The 26,409-nt window shown below is 24.1% G+C and carries 14 protein-coding genes and 1 tRNA gene; 8 read left to right on the top strand and 7 right to left on the bottom strand.

Annotated features, from left to right (window positions below):
* Positions 1–31 precede the first annotated feature (31 nt).
* The 3 genes from rph (at position 32) to pckA (ending at position 3,310) form a co-directional block, all read left to right on the top strand.
* Complete coding sequence (gene rph / locus AB4W73_RS00500; RefSeq protein ID WP_367680516.1) at positions 32–745, top strand: ribonuclease PH; 714 nt, start codon at positions 32–34, stop codon at positions 743–745.
* A 177-nt stretch (positions 746–922) separates the two neighbouring features.
* Positions 923–1,570, top strand: coding sequence for an orotate phosphoribosyltransferase (gene pyrE / locus AB4W73_RS00495; RefSeq protein WP_367680515.1), 648 nt, complete (start codon positions 923–925; stop codon positions 1,568–1,570).
* Positions 1,571–1,681: 111 nt separating this feature from the next.
* Positions 1,682–3,310, top strand: a complete 1,629-nt coding sequence (gene pckA, locus AB4W73_RS00490; protein ID WP_367680514.1) for a phosphoenolpyruvate carboxykinase (ATP) — start codon at positions 1,682–1,684, stop codon at positions 3,308–3,310.
* A gap of 3,987 nt (positions 3,311–7,297) precedes the next feature.
* Here pckA and dut read toward each other — a convergent pair.
* Positions 7,298–7,756: a dUTP diphosphatase gene (gene dut, locus AB4W73_RS00485; protein ID WP_367680513.1), complete on the bottom strand. Its 459-nt coding sequence runs from the start codon at positions 7,754–7,756 to the stop codon at positions 7,298–7,300.
* Between the two features lie 2,824 nt (positions 7,757–10,580).
* On the opposite strand from dut, the gene rpmB reads away from it, so the two are divergent.
* Positions 10,581–10,859 (top strand): 50S ribosomal protein L28, encoded by a 279-nt coding sequence (rpmB, locus tag AB4W73_RS00480; RefSeq protein WP_367680512.1) that lies wholly within the window; start codon positions 10,581–10,583, stop codon positions 10,857–10,859.
* Positions 10,852–11,025, top strand: coding sequence for a 50S ribosomal protein L33 (gene rpmG / locus AB4W73_RS00475; RefSeq protein WP_367680511.1), 174 nt, complete (start codon positions 10,852–10,854; stop codon positions 11,023–11,025). Before rpmB ends, rpmG begins: the two co-directional genes overlap by 8 nt.
* 1,044 nt (positions 11,026–12,069) lie before the next feature.
* Here the strand turns inward: rpmG and purB are convergent.
* Genes purB through mnmA form a run of 3 tightly spaced genes read right to left on the bottom strand, consistent with a single transcriptional unit; the run spans position 12,070 to position 15,293 of the window.
* Positions 12,070–13,443, bottom strand: a complete 1,374-nt coding sequence (purB, locus tag AB4W73_RS00470) for an adenylosuccinate lyase (protein WP_367680510.1) — start codon at positions 13,441–13,443, stop codon at positions 12,070–12,072.
* 51 nt (positions 13,444–13,494) lie between these two features.
* Positions 13,495–14,121, bottom strand: coding sequence for a high frequency lysogenization protein HflD (gene hflD, locus AB4W73_RS00465; RefSeq protein WP_367680509.1), 627 nt, complete (start codon positions 14,119–14,121; stop codon positions 13,495–13,497).
* 2 nt (positions 14,122–14,123) lie between these two features.
* The gene (gene mnmA, locus AB4W73_RS00460; RefSeq protein WP_367680508.1) at positions 14,124–15,293 is read right to left on the bottom strand and encodes a tRNA 2-thiouridine(34) synthase MnmA; all 1,170 of its coding nucleotides are present in this window, start codon (positions 15,291–15,293) and stop codon (positions 14,124–14,126) included.
* Positions 15,294–16,717: 1,424 nt separating this feature from the next.
* On the opposite strand from mnmA, the gene lolA reads away from it, so the two are divergent.
* Both lolA and serS read left to right on the top strand, forming a co-directional pair.
* Entirely contained in the window at positions 16,718–17,359 is a 642-nt protein-coding gene (gene lolA, locus AB4W73_RS00455; protein ID WP_367680507.1) for an outer membrane lipoprotein chaperone LolA, read from the top strand.
* Positions 17,360–17,679: 320 nt separating this feature from the next.
* Positions 17,680–18,972 (top strand): serine--tRNA ligase, encoded by a 1,293-nt coding sequence (gene serS / locus AB4W73_RS00450; protein WP_367680506.1) that lies wholly within the window; start codon positions 17,680–17,682, stop codon positions 18,970–18,972.
* An 860-nt stretch (positions 18,973–19,832) separates the two neighbouring features.
* On the opposite strand, the gene pykF is transcribed toward serS, so the two are convergent.
* From pykF to AB4W73_RS00435, 3 genes are all read right to left on the bottom strand, one after another.
* Entirely contained in the window at positions 19,833–21,266 is a 1,434-nt protein-coding gene (pykF, locus tag AB4W73_RS00445; protein WP_367680505.1) for a pyruvate kinase PykF, read from the bottom strand.
* A 200-nt stretch (positions 21,267–21,466) separates the two neighbouring features.
* Positions 21,467–21,543: transfer RNA gene (locus AB4W73_RS00440), tRNA-Val, on the bottom strand.
* Positions 21,544–21,715: 172 nt separating this feature from the next.
* Complete coding sequence (locus AB4W73_RS00435; RefSeq protein WP_367680504.1) at positions 21,716–23,089, bottom strand: MATE family efflux transporter; 1,374 nt, start codon at positions 23,087–23,089, stop codon at positions 21,716–21,718.
* 243 nt (positions 23,090–23,332) lie between these two features.
* Between AB4W73_RS00435 and AB4W73_RS00430 the strand changes: the two genes are divergently transcribed.
* On the top strand, positions 23,333–23,947 hold the full coding sequence (locus AB4W73_RS00430; RefSeq protein ID WP_367680503.1) for a riboflavin synthase subunit alpha: 615 nt from the start codon (positions 23,333–23,335) through the stop codon (positions 23,945–23,947).
* Positions 23,948–26,409: the final 2,462 nt, after the last annotated feature.

Raw genomic sequence — 26,409 nt, 5'->3', positions numbered from 1 at the left:
ACTAAAGTATAGATAAAAACTGGAGAAATTAATGCCTCGAGCTAATAGAAGAGTACAGCAAATACGTTCTATAAATTTTACACGTTATTATACAAAATATGCAGAAGGTTCGGTATTAGTTGAACTTGGAGACACTAAAGTATTATGCACTGCTACCATAGAAGAAAGCATTCCACGTTTTCTTAAAGGCCAAGGGCAAGGTTGGGTTACAGCTGAATATGGTATGTTGCCACGTGCTACCCATATTCGCAATCCTCGTGAAGCAGCTAAGGGCAAACAAAGAGGGCGTACACTAGAAATTCAGCGTCTAATTGCTCGTTCACTACGCGCTGCCATTGATCTTAAAAAACTTGAGGAACGTACTATTATAATAGATTGTGATGTACTTCAAGCAGATGGAGGCACTCGTACAGCAGCAATCAGTGGTGCTTGTATTGCATTGTTTGATGCATTAAATAAGTTACTTAAAAAAAATAAGCTAAAAACTAATCCACAGATTGGATTAGTAGCAGCTATTTCTGTTGGGATCGTGGAAGGTGAAGCGCGTTGTGATTTAGAATATGAAGAAGATTCTATCGCTGAAACTGATATGAATATAGTAATGATTGAAGATGGCAGAATAATTGAAGTACAGGGTACAGCAGAACGCAATCCATTTAGTCAAGAAGAATTATTAACATTACTAGAATTAGCTCGCAATGGTATTGCAACTATTTTTGAGGCACAAAAAACAGCATTAAAATAGTAATTTTATTAAGGCTTACTTAAAATCTCTATAAGTTATACCTAGATAAAGAAAAACAAGCAAAAGTATAATTACGTGATACATAAAAGTTATCAAATTAATATTTGAGTCTATTTTAAGCGAAATATCCACTATATAATAAATTTAGAATAAATTCTAAGAAAGGAACACATTTTAATGCAAGATTATCAACGCAATTTTATTGAATTTTTACTTCGTAAACAAGTTTTAAAATTTGGTAAATTTAATCTAAAATCGGGACGAGTTAGTCCTTATTTTTTTAATACTGGATTATTTAATACTGGAAAAGATTTAGCAAAATTAGGGCGTTTTTATGCAATAGCTTTAATGAAAAGTAATATTAAATTTGATTTAGTATTTGGGCTTGCTTATAAAGGTATTCCAATTGCTGCTACTACTATAATTGCATTAGCAAATGATTATAAACGAGATATTTCTTATTGCTTTAATCGTAAAGAAACTAAAAATTATGGAGAAGACGGTAATTTAGTAGGAAGTCCATTACAAGGAAGAGTAATGCTAATAGATGATGTAATTACCGCTGGCACCGCAGTTCGTGAAGCAATAGATATTATTGCTACCTATAATGCCTCATTAGCTGGTGTAATAGTTTCCCTAGATCGACAGGAAAGAGGTAATAGTAAAATATCAGCCATAGAAGAAGTTAAGCAGAATCATCATTGTCAAGTAATTTCTATTATCACTTTAAATAATTTAATTAGTTATCTTAAAGAAAAATCTGATATGACTGATAACTGGAGTGCTATAGAAAATTACCAAAAAAAATATGGAATAATAAGTTAGCTCTCATAAAATGATAAATAGTCAGTTTAATAGTAAAATACTTGATAACTATTGCAATTAATTATAGTTAAAGATTTATAGTAATAAACTGATAGCCCAGGAGTTATAATAATGAATTTTAAAGGTATTACTTCCCAAGAACTCGCTACCTATGGTATCGAGAATGTTGATGAAATTATATATAATCCAAGTTATGCATTATTATTTAAGGAGGAAACTTCTTTAAGACTAGAAGGCTATGAACGTGGTATCGTTACTTCATCAGGCACAGTTGCTGTTAATACTGGTGTTTTTACTGGTAGATCACCTAAAGATAAATATATTGTCCGTGACAATATAACAAATAATACCCTATGGTGGGCTGATAGAGATAAAGATAAAAATGGTAATAAACCGCTAAGCCAAGAAACTTGGCAGTATTTAAAAAGATTGGTCACTCAGCAATTATCAGGAAAACGTTTATTTGTTATGGATACTTTTTGTGGTGCTAACTATAAAAATCGCCTGCAAGTTCGTTTTATTACAGAAGTTGCTTGGCAAGCCCATTTCGTAAAAAATATGTTTATTCGTCCATCTTATGAAGAACTAGCGCAATTTAAAGCTGATTTTATTGTAATGAATGGCGCAAAATGCATCAACACTCGATGGAAAGAACAGCAGCTTAATTCAGAAAATTTTGTAGTTTTTAATCTGAATGAACGTATGCAATTAATTGGTGGTACTTGGTATGGTGGTGAGATGAAAAAAGGTATGTTTTCAATAATGAACTACCTTTTACCTTTAAAAGGAATTGCCTCAATGCATTGCTCTGCTAACGTTGGCAAGAAAGAGGATGTTGCTATTTTCTTTGGTTTATCTGGCACTGGCAAAACAACTCTATCTACAGATCCAAAACGTAAACTACTTGGTGATGACGAGCACGGCTGGGATGATGATGGTATATTTAATTTTGAAGGAGGTTGTTACGCTAAAACTATTAATTTATCAGAAAAAGCTGAACCAGATATTTACCATGCTATAAAACGTGATGCGTTACTAGAAAATGTCGCGGTACAGATAAATACACAAGTTGATTTTAATGATAGTTCAAAAACCGAAAATACTCGTGTTTCTTACCCTATTTATCATATAAAAAATATTGTCAAACCAATATCTAAGGCTGGACATCCAAAAAAGGTAATCTTTTTAACAGCCGACGCTTTTGGTGTTTTACCTCCAGTTTCTTGCTTAAATATAGATCAAACTAAATATCATTTTTTATCTGGTTTTACTGCTAAGTTAGCGGGTACTGAACGAGGTATTACTAAACCTACTCCTACTTTTTCTGCTTGCTTCGGTGAAGCTTTCTTACTTCTTCATCCAATACAATATGCAGAAGTATTGGTAAAACGAATGCAAGCAGTAGGCGCACAAGCCTATTTAGTTAATACTGGATGGAACGGTAGAGGCGAGCGTCTTTCTATTAAAGATACTCGTGCTATTATTGACTCTATTTTAAATAATGAAATTGATAAAGTAACTAGTTTTACTACTTTACCAATCTTTAATCTTCAGATACCAACGATGTTACAGAATATTAACCCATTAATTCTTGATCCACGGAATACGCACGTATCTTACAAAAAATGGCAACAAGAAGCTGAGATTTTAGCAAAACGTTTTATCATTAATTTTAATAAGTATACTGATACATTAGCAGGGAAAGCATTATTTTCTGCTGTGGGTCCAAAAATAGACTAAATCTAATCAAAAACTGGATGGTACCTTTAAATTCTTTAGTTGGTACCTCCCTAAATTAAATTATATAAAATAAAATATATACGATATAAAAAGCTATTAACGCAGATACTTTCATATTAATTACAATAATTAGTCATAGAAATAAAAATATTATTAGTTAAGATTATTAATCCTAACTTAATATTTATTAAATTTTAATATAATATTTTTAAATAAATCTAGAATATAAACTTTAATTTTTTAATACATAATGCATAATTTGTTTTTTTATTATTCTATACATAGGAAAAATTCTATTATTTCAATAATAGCTTTATTAATTATTAGTTTTAGTTTTTCCTGTTGTAAAATACTACTTTAGTTTTTATTTATGAATGGTAATAATGAATTTTATTAAAAAATTAACTTACTGTTAAGAAAATCTTTAATAGAGTTCAATTTTTTATCTATGTTAAATAATATTTTATTAAAATACTGTATAACAGAAAAAAATTCTAATTTTTAGAATATAAAATAATATCTATATATTTATTGTATTTGCTATAAAAAATATATATACTATAAAATAATTAGATTATTTCTTTAGTTTTAAGTTATTCAAAACAAAATATAGATATCATAATATCATAAAATATTCTTTATCTATAAAATATTTTATTTTAAATTCTTTTTAAATTTAATAATTTTATATAAGTGTTATTTTTACATAAGTAGTATGATTAATTATTTATATATAATTATATTATCAATAAAATAAACGATAAAGAAAGATATATAAAGTACTTCTATTCTTTATTTATTAAAGTTAGTTAGTCAATTTGAATTATTTTAGATTCTAATTATTAATTTAGAAAAAAATTACTTTAATAATATTAAAATTTTTAAGTATTTATTTAACCTAAATTTACCTGAAATATTATTCAGATAATATCTAATTAAATAAAACAGATTACTAGCAATTTACCTTTTAAAACTATATTAATTCTTAGTATTCTTAAAATATTTACTGAAAACAGATATCTTCTATTATTATAGATAATCTATAAACTAGTATTTAATACTATATTTAAATAAACAGGATATAATAGTAAAATATATAAAAGAAAATAGTAATAATAAATTCGTTTATTATACATAATAAATATTTATAATTTTATTTAGAATAAAAATCTAATAGATAGAATTTACATAAAATATTAAATAATAAAAATTATTTTAACTATACAATATAAAATATTATTTTTAATAAATTAACATATTTTATAAAGAAAGAATATATTTTATTAAATATGATATCAGCGTTTAATTATCTATTAAAATAATTAATTTTTTCTACCTAATTAATTTTTCTATCTAATTAAAATCATTATAATACTTTATTCTGTAACATAACTTTATATAAGTAAAATACTTTCTTAAAGCTTATTAAATTATATTAATAAAAAAGAAATAATAATAGAGCATTAAATATTTACATTAAGTAAATAAAAGAGTTAAGTTAACATTAACTAGACTATTTTATTTTTATCTATAAATTAATTATGCTATTTTCAGAATTTATTAATATAATATATTATATTTATTAGTTATACATTTTGATATGTAAAATTTAAAAATTTACTTATACTATAATTTTAAAATTTAATGAATCTCTTTCAAAACTCTCATTTATCTAATTTATTAGATTATAAATTACTATAGTTAGATTATATCTTAATTCAAACCATTATTACCTATTTTGATAATAATCTAATATAACTTTAGATTATTTAATTATACTAATAATAATTCTTATCTAATATATGCTAGCTTAATAATTTATCATTATTAGGTTATCTTTTAGGGCTAAAAAATTCTTTTCTTTATTTTTTAAGTAATATTAAGTTTAAATAAATTTTACTAGTCTTAAACAATCTATGTTTATCACTATTTTAATTGTAAGATATATTTACATATAAAACCTTTGAATAACCTAAAATTATAATATCCTTCATTAATAATATTTATTAGTAATGTTACTAAGTATACGCTAATACTATATATTATTTTTTAATATATACTATTATCTGTCTTATAGTTTTAGCTAACGGAAAAATAACTACGATACTTTTGTAAATGTTTAAGAATTATAGTAAATAATCATCTAAACATAACCTAGTTTTAACTATTATTATTTATTTATACTTATATACTATATTGAATATTTTTATTATTTTTAAGCTAAATTGTATCTGTTACTAATTAAGTGACGATTTTGCTTTTGGTGTCTTTATTTATTGTTTTATATTATATAGAAATTTTTTCTTGTTTAGAAGATTATTGGCAATACTTACATAAGAGTAAAAATATTGATTTTTAAAAGAAATATAATTAATTAGAAGGTGTTATTCTAAAGTAACTTTATAATAAGTAATAAAGTTTATAGTTATAATTTTTGTTAATAACTTTAAGTTTTATATTTTTTATATTAGTTATTTATGCTAGTTATATACTATTTAGGTCATATTAGGAAGCACCTAATTACTAGAATAATATTATATCTATGCCATATAACAAATAATTAAATTGCATGTTAGTCTAAAAAGATTATTTTAATAATTTTTTATGTAATATTGATATTTTTCGAAGCATTACTTTAATATATACTAGCAATCTTATTTTTATTTTTTAATTTAATAAATATTAACTGATCTTAGAGATCTTATTATTGATAAAGGTAAAATACTAATATAGATAAATAATTAATAATCCGTAGTAATTTTACTAAATAATAAAAAATTTATTTATTATAAATAAATAATGTAAAATATTACATAATAATAGATAATTTTTATTTTTTTACAGACATTTTTAATAAATAATTTATTAATAGTTTTATATTCAAAAATCTTTCTTATAGTTTTAGAAATTAAAAGTAATTTTTTACCTAGTTTTCTAGTATAATTAAGAATTAAAGATCTATAATAGTTGATGTAATAATATTAATTACCTATGATTATTATTGTTTACTCTACATAGATAAATAAAAATATACGCTATATTTTTATTTATCTATACTTAATAGGTAATAATATTTACTAATAATATTACTTACTAATAGTTATTATTACTAATTTTTTATTAATCTTATCTTTTTCTAAATGTTTTATTATAATACAGAAGAAAATATCAATGTGCATACTGTAAATTTATATATAATTAATAATTTATTAGTTTTAGTAGATATAATTATTACTATAATTATAGTTATAATGCCTAATTAAATATTAATAAATTATGGTTTATATATTTTAATGTTAGTAATATAATAAACTTTATATAGCTCTACTGTAGTAGTACTTAATACTTCTTTTGCTGAAAGTAATTTTTTATAAATTACTCTAAGATATTTTAGATAATATAGATATGGACTAATTAAATTAGATATTATTTATTAATATAAATAAAATTTGTAATATTCATTACATTTAATATATTTATTAATAGTAAATAGACTAGTAATATATAATAAAAAATTACATGCTATGATATTGATCTAAATAGTATTTATTAATATATCGTAATATTAGTACGTTACTATCTAAACATAATATTAACATTACGAGAAAGTATATTATAGTATAATGAGTATTTGATATTACTTGTAGGGTATGTTATTACTAATTTATATCACGCTAAACTATTACTTATTATAAATATTATATAATAGAATAAAAACCTTCTTTAACATACTGTTAATATACAACCTTTAATTGGTTTGTGACGCACTTATAATAATCTAAATAAATTAAATCAAAAATTATTCAAACTAATATTATAACTCATATTATTTTACTAAAAAGATTTCTATTATTATAAGCTATATAGCATTAATTTAGCGTTACATAATACTCGTAATTTTTATATTTATACGTGTGGACTACAGTTAGTGATGTCTTAAATATATTAATTTCTTATCATAAATTATAACTTTATAAGAAACATAGTTTATTGGTACCCTGAATGACCAAAACCATTAGTACCGCGTTCGCTATTAATAAATTCTTTAACAATATTAAGCTCAACCTGTACTACAGGTACTAATACTATTTGAGCAACACGATCACCAGGTTTAATAGTAAAAATTTTTTCACTACGATTCCATATAGATATCATTAATTGTCCTTGATAATCTGAGTCAATTAATCCTACTAGATTACCTAAAACAATTCCATTCTTGTGACCTAATCCAGAGCGAGGTAAAATCATAGCAGTTAAGTTACTATCATTAATATAAATCGCTAATCCAGTTGATAATAAAGTAGTTTTTCCTGGTGCTAAATCTAATGCTTCATACAAGCAAGCTCTTAAATCTAGTCCAGCTGAGCCGGAAGTTGCATATTTTGGCAAAGGAAATTCTTTACCTATTCTAGGATCTATAATCTTAATATCAATTTTTTTTTTCATAGTTGCTAACAATTTTATTTAATAATGATAACTGATAAAAGATAGAATGTATTAGTATTATTTTTTAAATCTATTTTTAAAAAATACTATAAGTATAAATAAGATCTAAACTTTTTATACTAATTTTTTGTTAATTATATTCTTCTATATTATTAATTTTAATAATAAATAGACAATTATTTACTATTACTACTATACTAGCAATAGCATTTATAATTTTTAATTATTTTTTAGCATAACTTTTTATTCTATTTTTTAATTTTTTTATCTAATACTATATTTAATATAATAAATAGTAATGCTGTATTTTTTAATATATTAATCACATTAATATATTTTATACTTGACAATACCAATAAATGTATCACCTAGTAATAAATATTGCCTTTACTAAATATTTTACTATTGCTTGAGTAATAGTAAAATATTTTTTCTAAACTTTAGTTACTAATGTAATATACTATAGTCAAGTGCTTATATATTAGTTTGGCAATAACTATAATATTTAATTTTCTAAGCGTTACTTATTAAAATAACTTAATACTAAAGTAACCTTTTTATAACATTGAAACATTTAACTAAAATTAATATTGTTATAAATTTAACTGTTATTACCTATTCCTATAGTAAAGTCATGCAACTTAATAGACTTATAAATTAGTCTAATTAACATTTAGTATGCATGCTAAATCTATTAATTTATTGTAGGATAACTAAAATAAAAACAAAAATAACTAAAAAATATTTTTAATAGATTATTTATCATACTACGGAAAGTAATAAGTATTAGTAAATTAATATTAGTTAGCGATATAATAAAATCAGGTTATTTAGAATTTAATATACTTTATTTCTATTTTTTAGTTTGATTGAAAAATTATTAGTAAAAGTATAATCCTTAACTTCCTATAATACAACTAACATCTAAATTTAGACATTTATAAGCAATAATTCTTTAACTATTATAAATATAATATGTTTATTAATAAACCGGTATAGTTACCTATAAATCTTATTACTATAGTTTTCTTTATTAAAGAAGAAAAATAAATATATAAGTACTTTGTATATCACTATTAATTAAATATAGTATTAAAAGATCTTAAAAATACTGAATAATATTATATATAGCATATAAAAATTATAGATGTGGAGATAATTTAGCTTTATACTATCTCGAAAAAATTTCTAAAATTTAAAATAATAACACTAACTGATATAGAATTATTAGCTATTTTTATATACTAAAATATTAGGATTATACGTATTAACAATAACTAAAAAACTAGTTATAGAATTTGATTAGTTAAATAGCCTAATATATGTTAATTTTAAAAAAACTTTGTATTTAAAAATAATAATAAAAAATCTAATTATACATAGATTTTAAAATGTTAGAACTAATAAGTTTCTACTTTTTCTTTTTAGTAAAAGAAAGTATACCATGTAATATTAAAATTATCTATGGATATTTATAACATATTTCTTTTAAAAATCAATATTTTTACTCTTATGTAAGTATTGCCAATAATCTTCTAAACAAGAAAAAATTTCTATATAATATAAAACAATAAATAAAGACACCAAAAGCAAAATCGTCACTTAATTAGTAACAGATACAATTTAGCTTAAAAATAATAAAAATATTCAATATAGTATATAAGTATAAATAAATAATAATAGTTAAAACTAGGTTATGTTTAGATGATTATTTACTATAATTCTTAAACATTTACAAAAGTATCGTAGTTATTTTTCCGTTAGCTAAAACTATAAGACAGATAATAGTATATATTAAAAAATAATATATAGTATTAGCGTATACTTAGTAACATTACTAATAAATATTATTAATGAAGGATATTATAATTTTAGGTTATTCAAAGGTTTTATATGTAAATATATCTTACAATTAAAATAGTGATAAACATAGATTGTTTAAGACTAGTAAAATTTATTTAAACTTAATATTACTTAAAAAATAAAGAAAAGAATTTTTTAGCCCTAAAAGATAACCTAATAATGATAAATTATTAAGCTAGCATATATTAGATAAGAATTATTATTAGTATAATTAAATAATCTAAAGTTATATTAGATTATTATCAAAATAGGTAATAATGGTTTGAATTAAGATATAATCTAACTATAGTAATTTATAATCTAATAAATTAGATAAATGAGAGTTTTAAAAAAATATATAATTTTTATTATAATTATAAAATTTTTAGTAATATCTCTTAATAACTAGCATCGTATATTTCCTATGAAAAATTATTTGCTAATATTATTTATAGTATAAAAGTTTGTCTACGAGTAATTACATAGAGAATATTAAATTTAATGTAATAATATTAATTATAGTTTGTAACTACCTATCAGGATAGAATATTATATTACTGAATATAGTTATATATAAAAATATTTTTGATATTTTATAAGAATATTAAATGTTTTAAAGATTGAGTGTTGATATTATCAGGCGTATACTATGTAAATTTTAAAAATTCTAGTTTTAATATAAAGGAATTATTTTAGGTATTTTAATTTATTAACTATTTCTTATTTAATTAAATTTTTACAAAATTATAATGTAAAGAGTATATATTAAAGTATAGTAGACTAAGTATATGTGGTAAAATATATGAAGATTGAGGATGATTTCTAATCAGGATCTATATTACTAATAAAAAAATTAGTTTTAGTAATCTTTGGTTTTTAAGTAGCCTTAAGTTTTTCGTAAAAGTCCTGCTATAAACCTAAATAAGATGTGATATCCCTAAAATATTAGGCGTAATCTAGTTTGATTTTTGGAGAAATAAATATGTCTAAAATCTGTCAACTTACCGGCAAACGCCCTATGAGTGGTAATAAACGCTCTCATGCAATGAATGCTACTAAGCGACGATTTTTGCCTAACTTACATCGTCATCGTTTTTGGGTTGAACAAGAAAAACGCTTTGTTACTTTACGTGTATCTACTAAAGGTATGCGGGTTATTGATAAAAAAGGTATTGAAACAGTTTTAATTAACCTTGGTATTCTTTCTAATTCCACAAAGAAAATTTTTGAAAAAAATATTAAGGAGCTAAATTATGGCTAAAAATACTCGTGAAAAAATTAAACTAATTTCTTCTGCTGGTACTGGGCATTTTTATACTACTACAAAAAATAAACGTACTAAGTCAAAAAAATTAGAATTAAGGAAATTTGATCCTACTATAACTGTCCGTCGACACGTATTATATAAAGAAGCTAAAATTAAGTAGTTTTTTAATATAATTACTACCTAATTAAATTTTTTATAAAATATAAAATAACTACTACATAAATATAAGTACATAAAAATTATTATTATATAATTTTGTTTATATATCATAAAAAAGTTAAGTAAGAGGTTTATTTTATTAGCATTGTTGTTTAATGTCATTTATATTGTAATATTATCGTTTCTGCATTAATAATTAAAATAATTACCTATTTTCTATTTAATAGACATCTTTAATATTATTACTATTGTTTTTAATTATTATAGATATAGAACTAGTTATAGATGTATTATTAAATAATTATTTTTAAGTTTAATCTTATATCTTAAATATATTTTTATTATTAGTAATGATGCTACTTGGTTATCTTTTTTGATAGCTTCAGTAAAGGCTGTTTATTATACCTAATAATATTAGGTTAATTATGTTTTCGATTATTTGTGTCTAGGTTATTCTAGATATAAGATTTAATCTTATTAAAATTATTCTTAAATAATTACTAATATTTTAATAATATATTAAGCAATATGTTTTGTAACTATACCTCTTTAATGTTCTAAAAAAGATTTATATAGAATATTTTTTATTAAATTATAGATCTATATAGCACTTAAGCATATTTTTTATCATATTATTAAAAATAATTTTTATTATTTTAGTAGATAAAATTAAGAACTAAATTATTTATATTTAAATTTTATTTAATCTACTTATATCTAATAAACATTAGAATAGATAAATTATTTACATATTAAACATTAAATTTAAAATTATTGCTATATTATTAAGATCAGCTAATTATACACAATTAGCTGATTTAATTAAATAGTATAGTAACTAATTATGAGAACTCTAAAGTTATTGTCTCGAAAATAACAGTAGATTGAGTAAAATACATTGATTTAAAATCATAAAAAACTAAATAATAATAAGTAATTAATTGATAAATAGTAAAAGAAAAGTCGTTTTTTATCATCTATTATTTAGTATAAATAATAATAATTTTATTAAATTAATTTACTTTTTATTTATAACCACTTGAATTTAAGGATTAAGTTCATCAACAAAAATAACTGCGCGTCCAATATAATTAGCTGGTGTCATTTCCTTTAGACGTGCCTTTTCTTCTTCAGGTAGTGCTAAATTTTCAATAAATTGTTTAATATTGGTGTTTCCTATTTTTTTGCCACGAGTTAATTCTTTTAATTTTTCATAAGAATTAGCGATAGCATAACGACGCATTACGGTTTGAATTGGTTCAGCTAAAACTTCCCAGTTATTATTTAATTCTTTTTGTATATAAATCTCATTTATTTCTAACGTACTAATACCTTTTAATGTTGCTTGATAAGCAATTAGAGCATAACCTAAGCCAACACCTAGGTTACGTAATACAGTTGAATCTGTTAAATCACGTTGCCAGCGTGATATGGGTAATTTATTAGCTAAATGACCTAATATAGCATTAGCTAATCCTAAATTACCTTCAGAATTTTCAAAATCAATCGGATTGACTTTATGAGGCATAGTTGATGAGCCTATTTCATTCTTAATAGTTTTTTGTTTAAAATAATTAAGGGCGATGTAACCCCAAATATCACGATTAAAATCGATTAAAATTATATTAAAACGGATAATACAGTCAAATAATTCAGCAATGTAATCATGTGGTTCAATTTGCGTGGTATAAGGATTCCAATTAATACCAAGAGATGTTACAAATTCATTACTAAATTTATGCCAATCAATATTTGGATAAGCTATAATATGTGCATTATAGTTACCGACAGCACCATTTATTTTTCCTAGAATTTCTACTTTTTTTAGTTGATTAAGCTGTCGCTGCATACGGTAGACAACATTAGCAAATTCTTTACCAAAGGTAGAGGGGGTAGCTGGTTGACCATGTGTACGTGATAGAAGAGGTATTGTGCGATATTGTTTTGCTAGTAAGGTAATTGTAGTAATAATTTCTTTCCACATAGGCACGATTTTATCAGTACGAGCATTATGTAACATTAAGGCATGGGATAAATTATTAATATCTTCAGAAGTACAAGCGAAATGGATAAATTCAGACACACTCTGTAATGCTGGGATAGTATTTATTTTCTTTTTTAAAAAATACTCAACAGCTTTTAGATCGTGATTTGTTGTTTTTTCAAAATTTTTAATATCTAAAGCATCTTGTTCGTTGAAATTTTTAATAATACTTTCAAGATTATCATTAATTTTCTTATCAAAATCAGGTACTTCTTTAATTTCTTTACAAGATGCTAATTTTTTTAACCAATAGATTTCAACTTGTACTCTAAATTTTAGTAAACCAAATTCACTGAAAATTTTACGTAATGCACTTACTTTATTATTATAACGCCCATCAAGCGGAGATATAGCAGTTAATGGGGATAATTTCATTATAGGTACTCCTAATCATAATTAGTAACAGCAGTTTTGTAAAATTCCATCTTAACAACGAGCAAGAATGCTTTGTATCTGCTTAAGCAAGTGATGACGAGAAAACATTAACTGCCAACGACCTCCGCCGCGCTGTTTCCAAAGAACTGCAGAACGTATACCAGCTAATAAAGTTGCACGTATTTTATCTTGGACTAATTGATTTTTTAACTTATCAGGATTACCAAGAACTTGAATTCGAGCACCAAGTGGACTAATAACATCAGTATAAATTGATGCTAGCAAACTAAACATAACATCAGTACCAAGATTAAAATGTGCTAATTGTCGATCAAGTTGGGAAATACGTCCCCCTAAAATATTTAGCGCAGATTTATTAGTGCTTAATTTTCGTTCAAGCACCATAATACCAAGAGCATAGCGAATAAGTTCAGTAGATAGGGGTTGATGATTTATATTTAATATACATTGTAAAGTTTCTAATCCGATTTTAAGTGCAACATCATTATTACCATAGACAGCAAGAGTGGAAGGAGGGTCAATTTGCAATAAACTATTTAATGAAGCATGCAAAGCATCTTTATCACATATGCCTTCATAAGCCAACTGTTGAACTAAACGTATAGACTGACAAAGACCCGATAACGCTAAGGTGATGTCATAATAATTTTTTACCACGATTATTCCTGTAAACGTTCTTTAATAATACTGCCACCAAGGCAAATTTCACCTTGATAAAAAACAGCAGATTGACCCGGTGTTACAGCTGCAACAGGGTAATCAAAATAAACATCAATATCTTGTATGCCCTGTATTTGAGTATCGTATGAATTAGTAATATAAGGCTTAGTAACCTTTGATTTAATGATAGGTTTAGGCATTATAGTACAGGGGATATCTTGTTGACGATAGCGAATTTTTACTGTGCAACGCAATGGCGTAATCAAAGGTTGAGGATTTATTAAATGTAACTGTTGAATAATAAATCCCTGTGACATTAAACGTGGGTGTTGTTGTCCTTGTGCCACCAGCAAAATATTTTCAGCAATATTTTTATCTACAACATACCAAGGATCTTTATTTCCTTTTTGGATCCCACCAATCCTTAAACCTTTACGTTGACCTAGGGTATGATACATTAATCCTTCGTGTCTCCCAAGATTTTTTCCATTCACGCTAACAATCGGACCGGGCTGAATAGGCAGATATCGACGAAGAAAATTTCGGAATTTACGTTTACCAATAAAACAAATACCGGTTGAATCTTTCTTTTTTGCTGTTGCTAAACCTTGTTGCTCAGCAATACGGCGCACAGTAAGTTTTTTTAGTTCACCTAGTGGAAATAGACTTTTTACTATTTGGGATTGACTAAGTGTATAAAGAAAATAGCTTTGATCTTTGTTATTATCTAAACCTCGGAGTAGGTAACTCTTACCATTAATATCTTGTTTATGACGCACATAATGACCTGTTGCAATATAATCTGCACCTAAATCTTCGGTAGCAAATATCAAAAATGTATTAAATTTAATTTCTTTATTACATAAAATATCTGGATTTGGTGTGCGTCCTATTTGATACTCTTTTAAGAATAAAGTGAAAACATTATCCCAATATTCTGCAGAAAAATTAACAGTATGTAATTTAATGCCTAATTTATTACATACTGCTTGTGCATCTTGAAGATCCTTTGTTGCTGCACAATATTCTTGGTTATCATCTTCTTCCCAATTTTTCATAAATAGACCAGCAACTTGATATCCCTGTTGCTGTAATAGATATGCGGAAACAGAAGAATCAACACCACCAGACATACCAACAATAACTTTTTTCTGGTTATTATCTAACATATCAATCTCATTAACTTAATTAAAAATATACAAAATTATAGTACATAAAATATTAGATTATATCATATTACTTCTTAAAATACATTACTAAAAGAGTAAGTTATAAAAAGAAGAATAGTTTAAATTATTATTACATCAGCTTACTACAAGATAAATTGATAAAAATAAGAAAATTATTTACTTTATTAAAGATAATTACATTGAAATTTATATTGTATATATGATGAAATACGCAGTAGATGTTATATTTAAAAAGGCGTATTAAAATAATATAAAAAGTCTACGATGAAGATTTATACTGGTAAAAATTAAATATTATAAAAGATAGTATTTTATAATATTTAAAAATCACTAGCCACTTAGTAAGAAAAGAATCTAATTATTAATTGTTATTTTACATAAATTATTTAATTCATATATCTTTATATTCTATATAGCTTGTTACTAACAAATGAATAGTATTATAGAATTTTTCTATAATAAAACAAAAATTACTTCATATATTTTTATAAATCTATAATTTTTAGCATTAACCTTATTTAAAGTAAAGCACCAAATATTTATTATATACAATAATTTAGTACATAATTTAGCATAATTATAAATTAGTAACTTTAGATTTAAGGATAGCGTTATAAAAATTTACTAAAGGTACATTTAAAGACTAGAATTATTGGTTAGTTTACAAAAAATTTTTGTGATGATATACAAATAAAAATTCTTATATTAAAACTAAGAGCATAAATACTAACAAAAATATTATTATAAAAACTATAGTTCTTAGTACTTTTTTATTAGATTTTATTTTGTTTAAAATACAATGTTATTAACTATGTATATCTTAATAGTAATTAAATTTCTGATACCTTAACAAGTATAGATAAAAGTTTAATATTTTATTTGAGCTAAATATTAAGCCTAATTATATACAATCTAAAGCTACTTATAATACAACATTAAAGTATAGTAATTAAATAAAATTAATTTAGGTTTATTATTTTTCTAATAATAATTTATATTAAAAACAATAATGTTAAAAACTTAATCTTAGATAACTATTAATTAATTTAATACTTATTATAGTAGTTACTTATAAATATATTTGATATTAATATTATTAAATTTTAATTCCTTAGATCATTATTAGTTATAAGAAACTTGACATAAACTTATTAATAATTTTTTGTAATACTCTAATAATCTAACTAATAGACACCTTATTTCCTAAAATAGAATAACTAATCATGGACTCAGTATAAAAAATGCGTACCACTACTATATATCTTATATTCTTACTACGATACCATTAGTTAATGTTATTACTGATTTGAATATAACATCCTTAACTAATAAAAATACTAATGCAGGAATTAATAATACTAAAGAACTAGAATTACTCTTTAATGAAGAGGTGCAATAAAATTATGAATATATTATATATTATACAAAAATTATATATTTGGTTCTTAGGTATTATTTTTTTTTTATATACCCTAGTTATTATACCTATTTTTGCTATGACTACTCAAGATTTACAAATACGTCTAAATAAAATAACTAGTTTTCATGCTACTTTTTCACAACAAATAACTAGCGCTGAAGGTACAATAATGCAACATGGAAAGGGAGAATTATGGATAAAACGTCCAAATTTTTTTAATTGTCAGATGATATTACCGGATAAAAACGTATTAATTTCTGATGGAGAAAATTTATGGTTTTATAATCCATTTATCGAACAAGTAACCGTAAATTGGTTAAAAGATACAATAAATAATACACCATTCATGTTAATTATACGCAATAACTCCTCTGATTGGCAACAATATAATATTAAACAACAAAATGATAATTTTAAATTAATCCCTAAAACACCCAATAGTAACCTAAAACAATTTAAGATTACAGTAACGGCTAACGGAGTTATTAAAACTTTTTCTATTATTGAACAAGACGGTCAACAAAATACTTATTTTTTTAAAGAACAATCAAATAATAACATTAATACTAATAAATTTAAATTTAATTTACCAAAGAGCGCAACATTAGACGATCAGCGCCAATAAATAGAATGATATGCGCTGCTTGTAATTAATAAAGTTTATAATTTTAATAAAAGTTAATAAAATATTTTATCTTATATGGGATCTTTATTGTGAATATAGTATTGATTATCTCTAAAAAGATTAATAACACTTACCTAAAGGCTATACACATAATATTTATTTATAATTATTTTATTTAAGTTAGCGCTATTAAAAGGTAGATTACTAAAAAATTAACATATTGACATTATTAGTTTAATAAGACAAAAATAATTTGGTAAATATTACCAATAACTTAAAAATATATCTCTATTTTTAGAGCTAAAACAATAGGATAAATAATGCTAGATCCTAATATGCTGCGTAATAATCTAGATAAAGTTGCTGAGAAACTAGCTCGCAGAGGCTTTAAACTTGATATTAATTTATTACGGATACAAGAAGAACAACGTAAGTATTTGCAGGTTAAAAAAGAAAATTTAGAAGCAAAACGTAATTTGGATTCAAAATTAATTGCTGCTGCTAAATTACGTGGTGAAGATATTAAATTATTATGCCTTGAAATGAATAATTTAAGTATACAACTAAATAAGGCTAAAATAGAACTTAAGCAATTACAAAAAAATATATCTGATATTGCTTTATCACTTCCTAATCTACCTGATGATTCAGTGCCTGATGGTAAAGATAAAAAATATAATAAAGAAATTAGCCGTTGGGGTAAACCCTATAAGTATAATTTTAAGGTTAGAGATCATGTTGAATTAGGTAATATAATGGGTGGACTAGATTTTGCTGCTGCTGTTAAATTAACAGGAACACGTTTTGTAGTTATGAAAGGGCAAATAGCCCTTCTGCATCGTGCTTTATCACAATTTATGTTAGATCTACACACTAGCAAAGAACATGGTTACCAAGAAATTTACGTTCCTTATCTAGTTAATCATACAACTCTTTTTGGGACAGGACAACTTCCTAAATTTGGTCATGACCTATTTTATAGCAAAGCTTGGACAGAAGATGGAAAGAGTGATTATGCATTAATTCCAACAGCAGAGGTACCATTGACTAATTTAGTGCGTAATGAAATTTTAGAAGAAATAGCTTTACCATTAAAAATGACTGCATATACTGCTTGTTTTCGTTCTGAAGCGGGTTCTTATGGTCGTGATACTAGAGGTTTAATCCGTATGCATCAGTTTGATAAAGTAGAATTAGTACAGATTGTTAATCCAGCAGAATCTATGATAGCATTAGAAGAATTAACCTACCACGCTGAAAAAGTTTTGCAATTATTAGAGTTACCTTATCGTAAAATATTACTTTGCACAGGAGATATGGGCGTAAATTCCTGTAAAACTTACGATTTAGAAGTTTGGTTACCTGCCCAAAATATGTATCGAGAAATTTCATCCTGTTCTAATATGGGTGATTTTCAAGCACGTCGTATGCAGGCGCGTTATCGTAAAAAAAATAATATGAAATCTCATCTAATCCATACATTAAATGGTTCTGGATTAGCAGTAGGACGTACTCTGGTAGCAGTACTAGAAAATTACCAGCAAGCTGATGGTTGTATTAAAGTTCCACAGGTATTACGATCTTATATGAAAGGTTTAGAATATATTGGCTAATAAATTAATAAAATATTAGTGTTTAACTAATTTTAGTTTTTATCTATAATTCTATAATAATAAACCTAATCTATATAATAAGTATTATTAACACAATTAATATTGTAATAAATTTATACATTTTTTACTATAATATCTAAGTCTTAACTCATAAAGAATCTATTAATAATTTATTGCTTAATATTAGATATCTTTGAAAACTAATACTTTCATGAAAGTATAATACAATTTTTTAATACATTAGATGAGTATAAATAAATATAATAATTAAAATTTAGATTGTGTTTAGATAATTATTCATTAATAATCCTCAAGTATTTACGATAGAGTCATAGTTATTTTTTTATTAACTAAAATTATAAGATAAGTAATAATTATGTATTAAAAAGTAATATAAAGTATTAGTATATGTTTATTAAGACTACTAAATACCGTTTAAACTGACAAAAACATAAAGAGTTTTATTTAGAAAAAAGATATAACTTAAAAACTAGTAATCATTGATAAAAAAGCAAATTAATTACCTATATAACTATTTTTAATAAAAAATATTATGATTTTAGATTATTCAAGAGCTTTATGTATAAATATATCTTACTATTAGAATAGTAATAGATATAGATTACTTAGGATTAGTAAAATTTATTTAAATTTAATATTACTTAAAAAATAAAAAAAAATTTTTTAATACTAAAAGATATCATAATAATGATAGTTATCAAGCTAACATGTATTAAATAAAATACTATTAGTGTAATTAAATAATCTAAAGTTATGTTAAATTATACTAAAATAGTTAATAATAGTTTAAATTAAGTTTATCTTTATTTGATACTATAAGTACTACATAAAATTTTTTATTATAAAATTTTTTCATCTTCTTCTAAAGAATGAACTGAAGAAGTATTAGTAGTACCACTTTTTACTAATGCACCTGATACCATAATAACAACATCCCTTTGCTTAGCAAGCCCGCTATTTAAAGCAGCTTTTTTACCAATATGATAAAAATCATCAGTAGAAGCAATTTCATTTATATATTGTGGCATAACACCTTTAGTTAATATTAACTGACGAGCAGTTAGTTTATTTGTTGTTAGTGCTAAAATTAACGCTTGTGGAAAGTATTTACGCACTGATTTAGCTGATTTGCCTCCTTTAGTCGCAACTACAATTAAAGGTGCAGATAAATTTTTAGCCATTTCAACTGCACCACGACAAACTGCCTCGGTAATGCTTACATTAAGCTTATCGTCTAATGACTCAATACGACTTTTCATGACTCGATCAGTACGTTCACATATAGTCGCCATAATAGCAACTGATTCTAAAGGGTAACTTCCTTTAGCGCTTTCACCAGATAACATTACTGCATCAGTACCATCTAAAATAGCATTTGCTACATCACCAGCTTCCGCACGAGTAGGTCGTGGATTTTTTATCATTGAATCAAGCATCTGAGTTGCAGTTATTACTACCTTGCGTGCACGATTACATTTTTTAATCATCATTTTTTGTGCAAATATAACTTCTTCAGGTGGAATCTCAACACCTAAATCACCACGGGCTACCATTATACCATCTGATGCTGCTAAAATTTCATCAAAATTATTTAAACCTTCTTGGTTCTCAATTTTTGAAATAATTTGAATATATGTACCACCATATTCTTGCAAATATTGACGTATTTCTCTTACATCAGACCCTTTGCGAATAAAAGAAGCAGCAATAAAATCAACTCCTTGTTTACAACCAAACTGTAGATCACGTTCATCTTTTTTTGATAAAGCTGGTAACTTAATAATTACACCAGGTAAATTGATTCCTTTGTTTTCACCTAAATAGCCATTATTTTTTACTTGACATCGGACAAAATTATCTATTATTTGAATAACTTCCATCCTAATTAAACCATCATCAACTAGCACCGTATTACCAACTTTCAGATCAGTTGCAAATCCTTCATAAGTAACAGCAACTATCTGCGTATTACCTACTACATTTTTATTAGTAGTAAAAGTAAAATATTGTCCCGTAACTAAAGGTACATCTTGCCCTTTTTCTAATTTCATAGTACGAATTTCAGGACCTTTAGTATCAAGTAAAATAGCTACTTTTTTGCTATTTTTTTTCATTACCTTACGAAGATTATTAATACGTCTACTATGTTCCTTATGATTACCGTGAGAAAAATTTAAACGCATTACATCCATACCAGTATTTAATAACTTAGTTAGCATTATTTCAGATTCAGTTTTAGGTCCAATTGTACAAACAATTTTAGTCTTTTTCATGTCAAATTTTTTATAAGTTAAGACAAATAGTATATTAACTAATCTGCTAATTTTTATTTAAGTTAATAAATAAGAATTTAAATTATTTTTGATAATATCCATTGCATATTAGAATTAATAATATTTAGATTAATTAAGTAAAAAACTTTAGTATTAAGCTAAGATTATAAAGAATTAAACTACATAAAAAATAAAATCCTTGGTGCATTCGAGTGGACTTGAACCACTGACCCCCACCATGTCAAGGTGGTACTCTAACCAACTGAGCTACGAATGCGCTAAACATTGCTACATCACTAATATGGATTAGTCATTATGAATACTAACGATCTAATTCTTTATTCTCAAGAATAATTAAGTAATTTTACTAGCAGCCTATTTAATTAATGAACTTTTACTTATTCTATTATTTCATTAATAAACTTCCTGTAAAACTGCAGCATAAGATTCTAATAAGCTACACGCTGTAAAATAAACGCTTCAGATTGTTTTTGTAGCCAACAAATACGCCAGAATATCATAATTGCAGCAAAGGTTAATCCAATTACAAAACCAATCCAAAAACCACAAGGCCCCATTGCTGGTAACCAATAATTAGTTAATCCTAATATATAACCACTAGGTAAACCTAATAACCAATAAGATACAAAAGTAATAAAAAATATTGATTGCGTATCTTTATAACCTCGTAGCACGCCACATCCAATTACTTGTACTGCATCAGACATTTGATAAATAGCAGCTAATAGCATTAAATGGGACGCCATAGTAACTACTGCAGAATCTTTATTATAAAGTAAAGCAATCTGTTCACGAAAAATAATAGTAAATAACGCTGTTAATGAGGCAAAGATTAAACCAACAATGATACTAGTATAAGCTGCAATCTTTGCTTGAGCTACCTTTCCTTCTCCTAATCTATGACCAATAAGAATAGTTGCGGCAACACTTAACGACATTGGTAACATAAACATTAAAGAACTAAAGTTAAGCGCAATCTGATGGCCCGCTACGGCTACCACGCCTAAAGGTGAAACTAATAAAGCAACTACAGCAAATAAGGTTACTTCAAAAAACAAAGCAAGTGCAATTGGTAAACCAAGATTACTTAGACGTTTTATTACCTGCCAGTCAAGAAGAACACGTCCTTTATTTGATTTAATATCCTTCTGAGAACCTGCTTGCGTGATGTACCAGCGTGCCATTAAAAACATAAGCCAATATACGCTTGCAGTAGCTACGCCACAACCTACCCCGCCTAATGGTAGTATCCCAAATTTGCCATAAATAAAAATATAGTTAATAGGTATATTTACTAACAATCCGATAAAACCAATAACCATACCAGGTTTTGTTTTTGATAATCCTTCACACTGATTACGTAAAACTTGAAAAAATAGATAACCAGGAGCACCCCACATAATAGCACGAATAAAACCTACTGCTTTTTTAGCTAATATAGGATCAATATTATCCATCTGATAAATAATATGATAACTATTATACATTATTGCCATAATTAATATAGAAATTAATAAGGCTAACCAAAATCCTTGGCGTACCTGGTGAGGAATTTGATGATGTTGTCCAGAACCATTTAGCTGTGCAATTGTAGGTGTTAAGGCTAATAGCAAGCCATGACCAAAGAAAATTACCGGTAACCAAATAGAAGTTCCTATAGCGACAGCAGACATATCAGTAACACTAACTGAACTCGCCATAATGGTGTCAACAACTCCCATTGCTGTTTGCGAAACTTGAGCAATAACTACTGGGATGGCAAGAGCCATTAAATTTCGTGCCTCAACGCTATATTTTTGCACTTATATACCTACTTTAAATGATCATAATTAATTACGATCTACTGTTACTAAAAATTATTTTTAATATCTTATATTAAGCTTAATCAATCATTTTTATGAATGCTAGTTAAATATTAGTTAATCCTCTTTGTACTTTAAGAAAGTATATTATGCGAATATTTATTTAACTACTACTCTATAAAATTATTACTTATGATAATCTTTTACGCTCTATTTTATATATAACTAAGAGGTATTAATTTTATGTTTACCGGTATTGTTCAAGGTATTGCACCAATAGTTACTATTCATCATGCAATTAATTTTCGTACTCATACCCTAAAATTTCCGTTAACTATGTTACCTGGTTTAACATTAGGCGCTTCAGTAGCACATAATGGCTGCTGTTTATCAGTAACTGCTATTAATAAAGATTTAATTAGTTTTGATTTAATAAAAGAAACACTCCTTACTAGTAATTTAGGCCAACTAAATATTGGTGATAACGTTAATTTAGAGAGAGCAGTCAGATTTGGTGATGAAATTGGCGGTCATTTAATGTCAGGTCATATTATCTGTACTGCAGAAATTACTAAAATTTGTACTTCAGAAAATAATTATCAGCTTTGGTTTCGCATTGCCGATAAAAAAATAATGAATTATGTATTATATAAAGGATTTATTGCTATTGATGGTATTAGCTTAACTGTGAGTAAAATAAAGGATCATCATTTTTGTGTTAATTTAATCCCAGAAACCCTAACCCGAACAATATTAGGAAAAAAATGCTTATCTGATCTAGTAAATATTGAAATTGATTCACAGATACAAGCTATCATTGACACAGTAACTCGTATGCAGTCTACCCCATCATTTTAATGATGTGGGTATAATAAACTAAGTCTAATGAATATAAATGCCTTGTATAGCAAATTATATACAGAACATAAATAGCAAAATCTTTTATTTTAGTAAAGATAATTTACCACCAAAAATAAAAAGTAATAACTAGTTTTAGTAAATTATTAAGTAAATAGAAACTATTAGCAATATCTTTATATAGCAATACTTATATAGTAGTAAAGATCTTATAATTTAATATTTGATATATAAATAATTTATTTTTACATAATATCAAGATTACTTATCCATTAACATTTCGTCAACATGTATTAGCTATTAAAGAAAAATAAGTTCTAATCTACATAAACAACAATACACTTTGGTATAGGAAATAATAGTCTGAATAATAAATTAAATAAATTAACATTACTTAGCATTTAATAAAACTATTACTAAATAGATAGAATGGTATTCTTGCTTAGTATAGAGAGCTATTTTAATACTTATTAATACAGAATACTTAATATCTAGAGTAGAAGTATTGGAAGTATCTATCACGCATTAAGGTATATTAAATTTTACTATAAAATTTAGTATAGATTCTATAATCTACGTTTTAGTAACTAGAATACACTAATTCATAAAATAATGGTTATTATTATAGGTAATATGTATTCTATAAATAATAAAATATTTAAAATACAATATTAAAAATCGAGCTAGTATTTAATGCTTTTCTGCTTGTTTTTAGGTCTAAAATTTTATTTAATATAAATTAGATTAAGTTAAAACGCTTTATATAAATTAATAATGCGTATTATCTTTCTGTTTTTTGTAATTTTATTTAAAATATATTATAAGGATAACGCTATATAATTAATTTATAAAATATTTAAGGTAAAAATTACTGTTAATATTTAATAAACTTTTTTAAAATCTTAATAAAAAATACAAAAAATTAAAGTACATATAATCTCTTATTAAGATATAGGTATGAGGATTTTATATGCTAGATAATGTAGTATTTAAGTTTTAAAGTAGGTTTAAAAAAGATTTAATAAGAAAATTAAGTTTATATAAAAAATTATATCTAATTAATTTTAATAACTAGGCATATAAAAATTTTACTATTATCTAGGTATTATTAAAATAGACAAAATAAAAAAACCAATCTATTTCTTAATATATTATACTAAATAATATTTATTATAATATATACCTTATAATTTATTAGAGATATCTATTATGTTATTAAAATATCTCTAATAAATTAAAAATAAAATGTAGTTCTTTGATTATAAATATGCTACTTTTTTATTTATACCTCTTATTCTTGTTTTTAATAAATAATTTATCTAGTTGTTTTTATTAATTTTTGAAAAATCTATTGTAGATATAACTTTTATTTTAAATTAGAATAAAATTTTTTGTTCTTTATTATTTTCTAAGTAAAATACTATAATTCACGAAAGACATAAGTTATGTATTATATACTATAAATTACTATTAGTAACAAAAAAATAAGATAAATAAAACTATTAAAAAATTAATTTTAAAATTAACTATAATCTTGTATTTAGATAGTATTAACTTTCTTTATTATCTTCTAGTAATAGCAAATACTTAACTGATAGTTTGCTAGTACTTGTTATAGTCTTCATTGTAGTATTATTTAATTATGTACAAATATTTACTATAAACTAATAAAAATTAGTTTATTACTATACAGTTATTATACTCAATAATAAATTTATACATAAAAAAATAACACATTCATTGATTAGATAAGTACTTTGTCTAAAAAATTAAAATATATTCTTGATTTGATTTATTAGTCAATTTCATGTAAATATTTAATTACTAAAAGAATACTAAGTAATAACAAATAGATAGTAAAATACTATATTGTTTTTATTATTATGATTTTATTTTAAATAGTATAGTATTAATACTTGAATAAACTTAAATAAATTTTAATTTGATAACTATTACCTTATTATTTATAATAAATAAATACAATATTAAAATTTTAATCCTGTAAATAATTTTTTATAAAACTAATTAAATATAGCTAAAATTTTTTATAATCTTCTTGTAGTTATATTTTTAGTTTATAGTATAGATTATATAATTATTTACAAAAATAAATATAACATATTGATGTTAATTAATATTTTAATAAATATAATTATTTTTTATGTATTAAGTTATAAGGTATTTGTTATAGTATTCATTTATATTCTATTAGATTATAGAGTTTAATTAGCATAATTATTAATAACTATGCCAATTATTTCTAATAAATTATTACTATATTTTCTAGTATATAAAAATTAATACCTATAATAAAAAATTTTTTAAAATATAAATATTTTTTATTATAGGTATTAATTTAGTTTAAAAAATATATAGCTATCTAATTTTTTATACAGAAAATATAAGAATTAGAATTGTTTATATATCGTACTGATTTTTATATATATTATTAATTTTAATTT

This window comes from Candidatus Fukatsuia anoeciicola (assembly GCF_964059965.1).
Lineage (GTDB): Bacteria > Pseudomonadota > Gammaproteobacteria > Enterobacterales > Enterobacteriaceae > Fukatsuia > Fukatsuia anoeciicola.
The sequence above is the reverse complement of the archived record's forward strand: the minus strand, read 5'-3'. Positions and strand labels throughout refer to the sequence as shown.

What these genes read in the sequence shown, in the direction of transcription:
- rpmB (WP_367680512.1), top strand. Translation starts at nt 10,581, where the DNA reads ATGTCTAAAATCTGTCAACTTACCGGCAAACGCCCTATGAGTGGTAAT.
- mnmA (WP_367680508.1), bottom strand. Translation starts at nt 15,293, where the DNA reads ATGTTAGATAATAACCAGAAAAAAGTTATTGTTGGTATGTCTGGTGGT.
- rpmG (WP_367680511.1), top strand. Translation starts at nt 10,852, where the DNA reads ATGGCTAAAAATACTCGTGAAAAAATTAAACTAATTTCTTCTGCTGGT.
- dut (WP_367680513.1), bottom strand. Translation starts at nt 7,756, where the DNA reads ATGAAAAAAAAAATTGATATTAAGATTATAGATCCTAGAATAGGTAAA.
- serS (WP_367680506.1), top strand. Translation starts at nt 17,680, where the DNA reads ATGCTAGATCCTAATATGCTGCGTAATAATCTAGATAAAGTTGCTGAG.
- pckA (WP_367680514.1), top strand. Translation starts at nt 1,682, where the DNA reads ATGAATTTTAAAGGTATTACTTCCCAAGAACTCGCTACCTATGGTATC.
- pykF (WP_367680505.1), bottom strand. Translation starts at nt 21,266, where the DNA reads ATGAAAAAGACTAAAATTGTTTGTACAATTGGACCTAAAACTGAATCT.
- rph (WP_367680516.1), top strand. Translation starts at nt 32, where the DNA reads ATGCCTCGAGCTAATAGAAGAGTACAGCAAATACGTTCTATAAATTTT.
- purB (WP_367680510.1), bottom strand. Translation starts at nt 13,443, where the DNA reads ATGAAATTATCCCCATTAACTGCTATATCTCCGCTTGATGGGCGTTAT.
- lolA (WP_367680507.1), top strand. Translation starts at nt 16,718, where the DNA reads ATGAATATATTATATATTATACAAAAATTATATATTTGGTTCTTAGGT.
- AB4W73_RS00430 (WP_367680503.1), top strand. Translation starts at nt 23,333, where the DNA reads ATGTTTACCGGTATTGTTCAAGGTATTGCACCAATAGTTACTATTCAT.
- pyrE (WP_367680515.1), top strand. Translation starts at nt 923, where the DNA reads ATGCAAGATTATCAACGCAATTTTATTGAATTTTTACTTCGTAAACAA.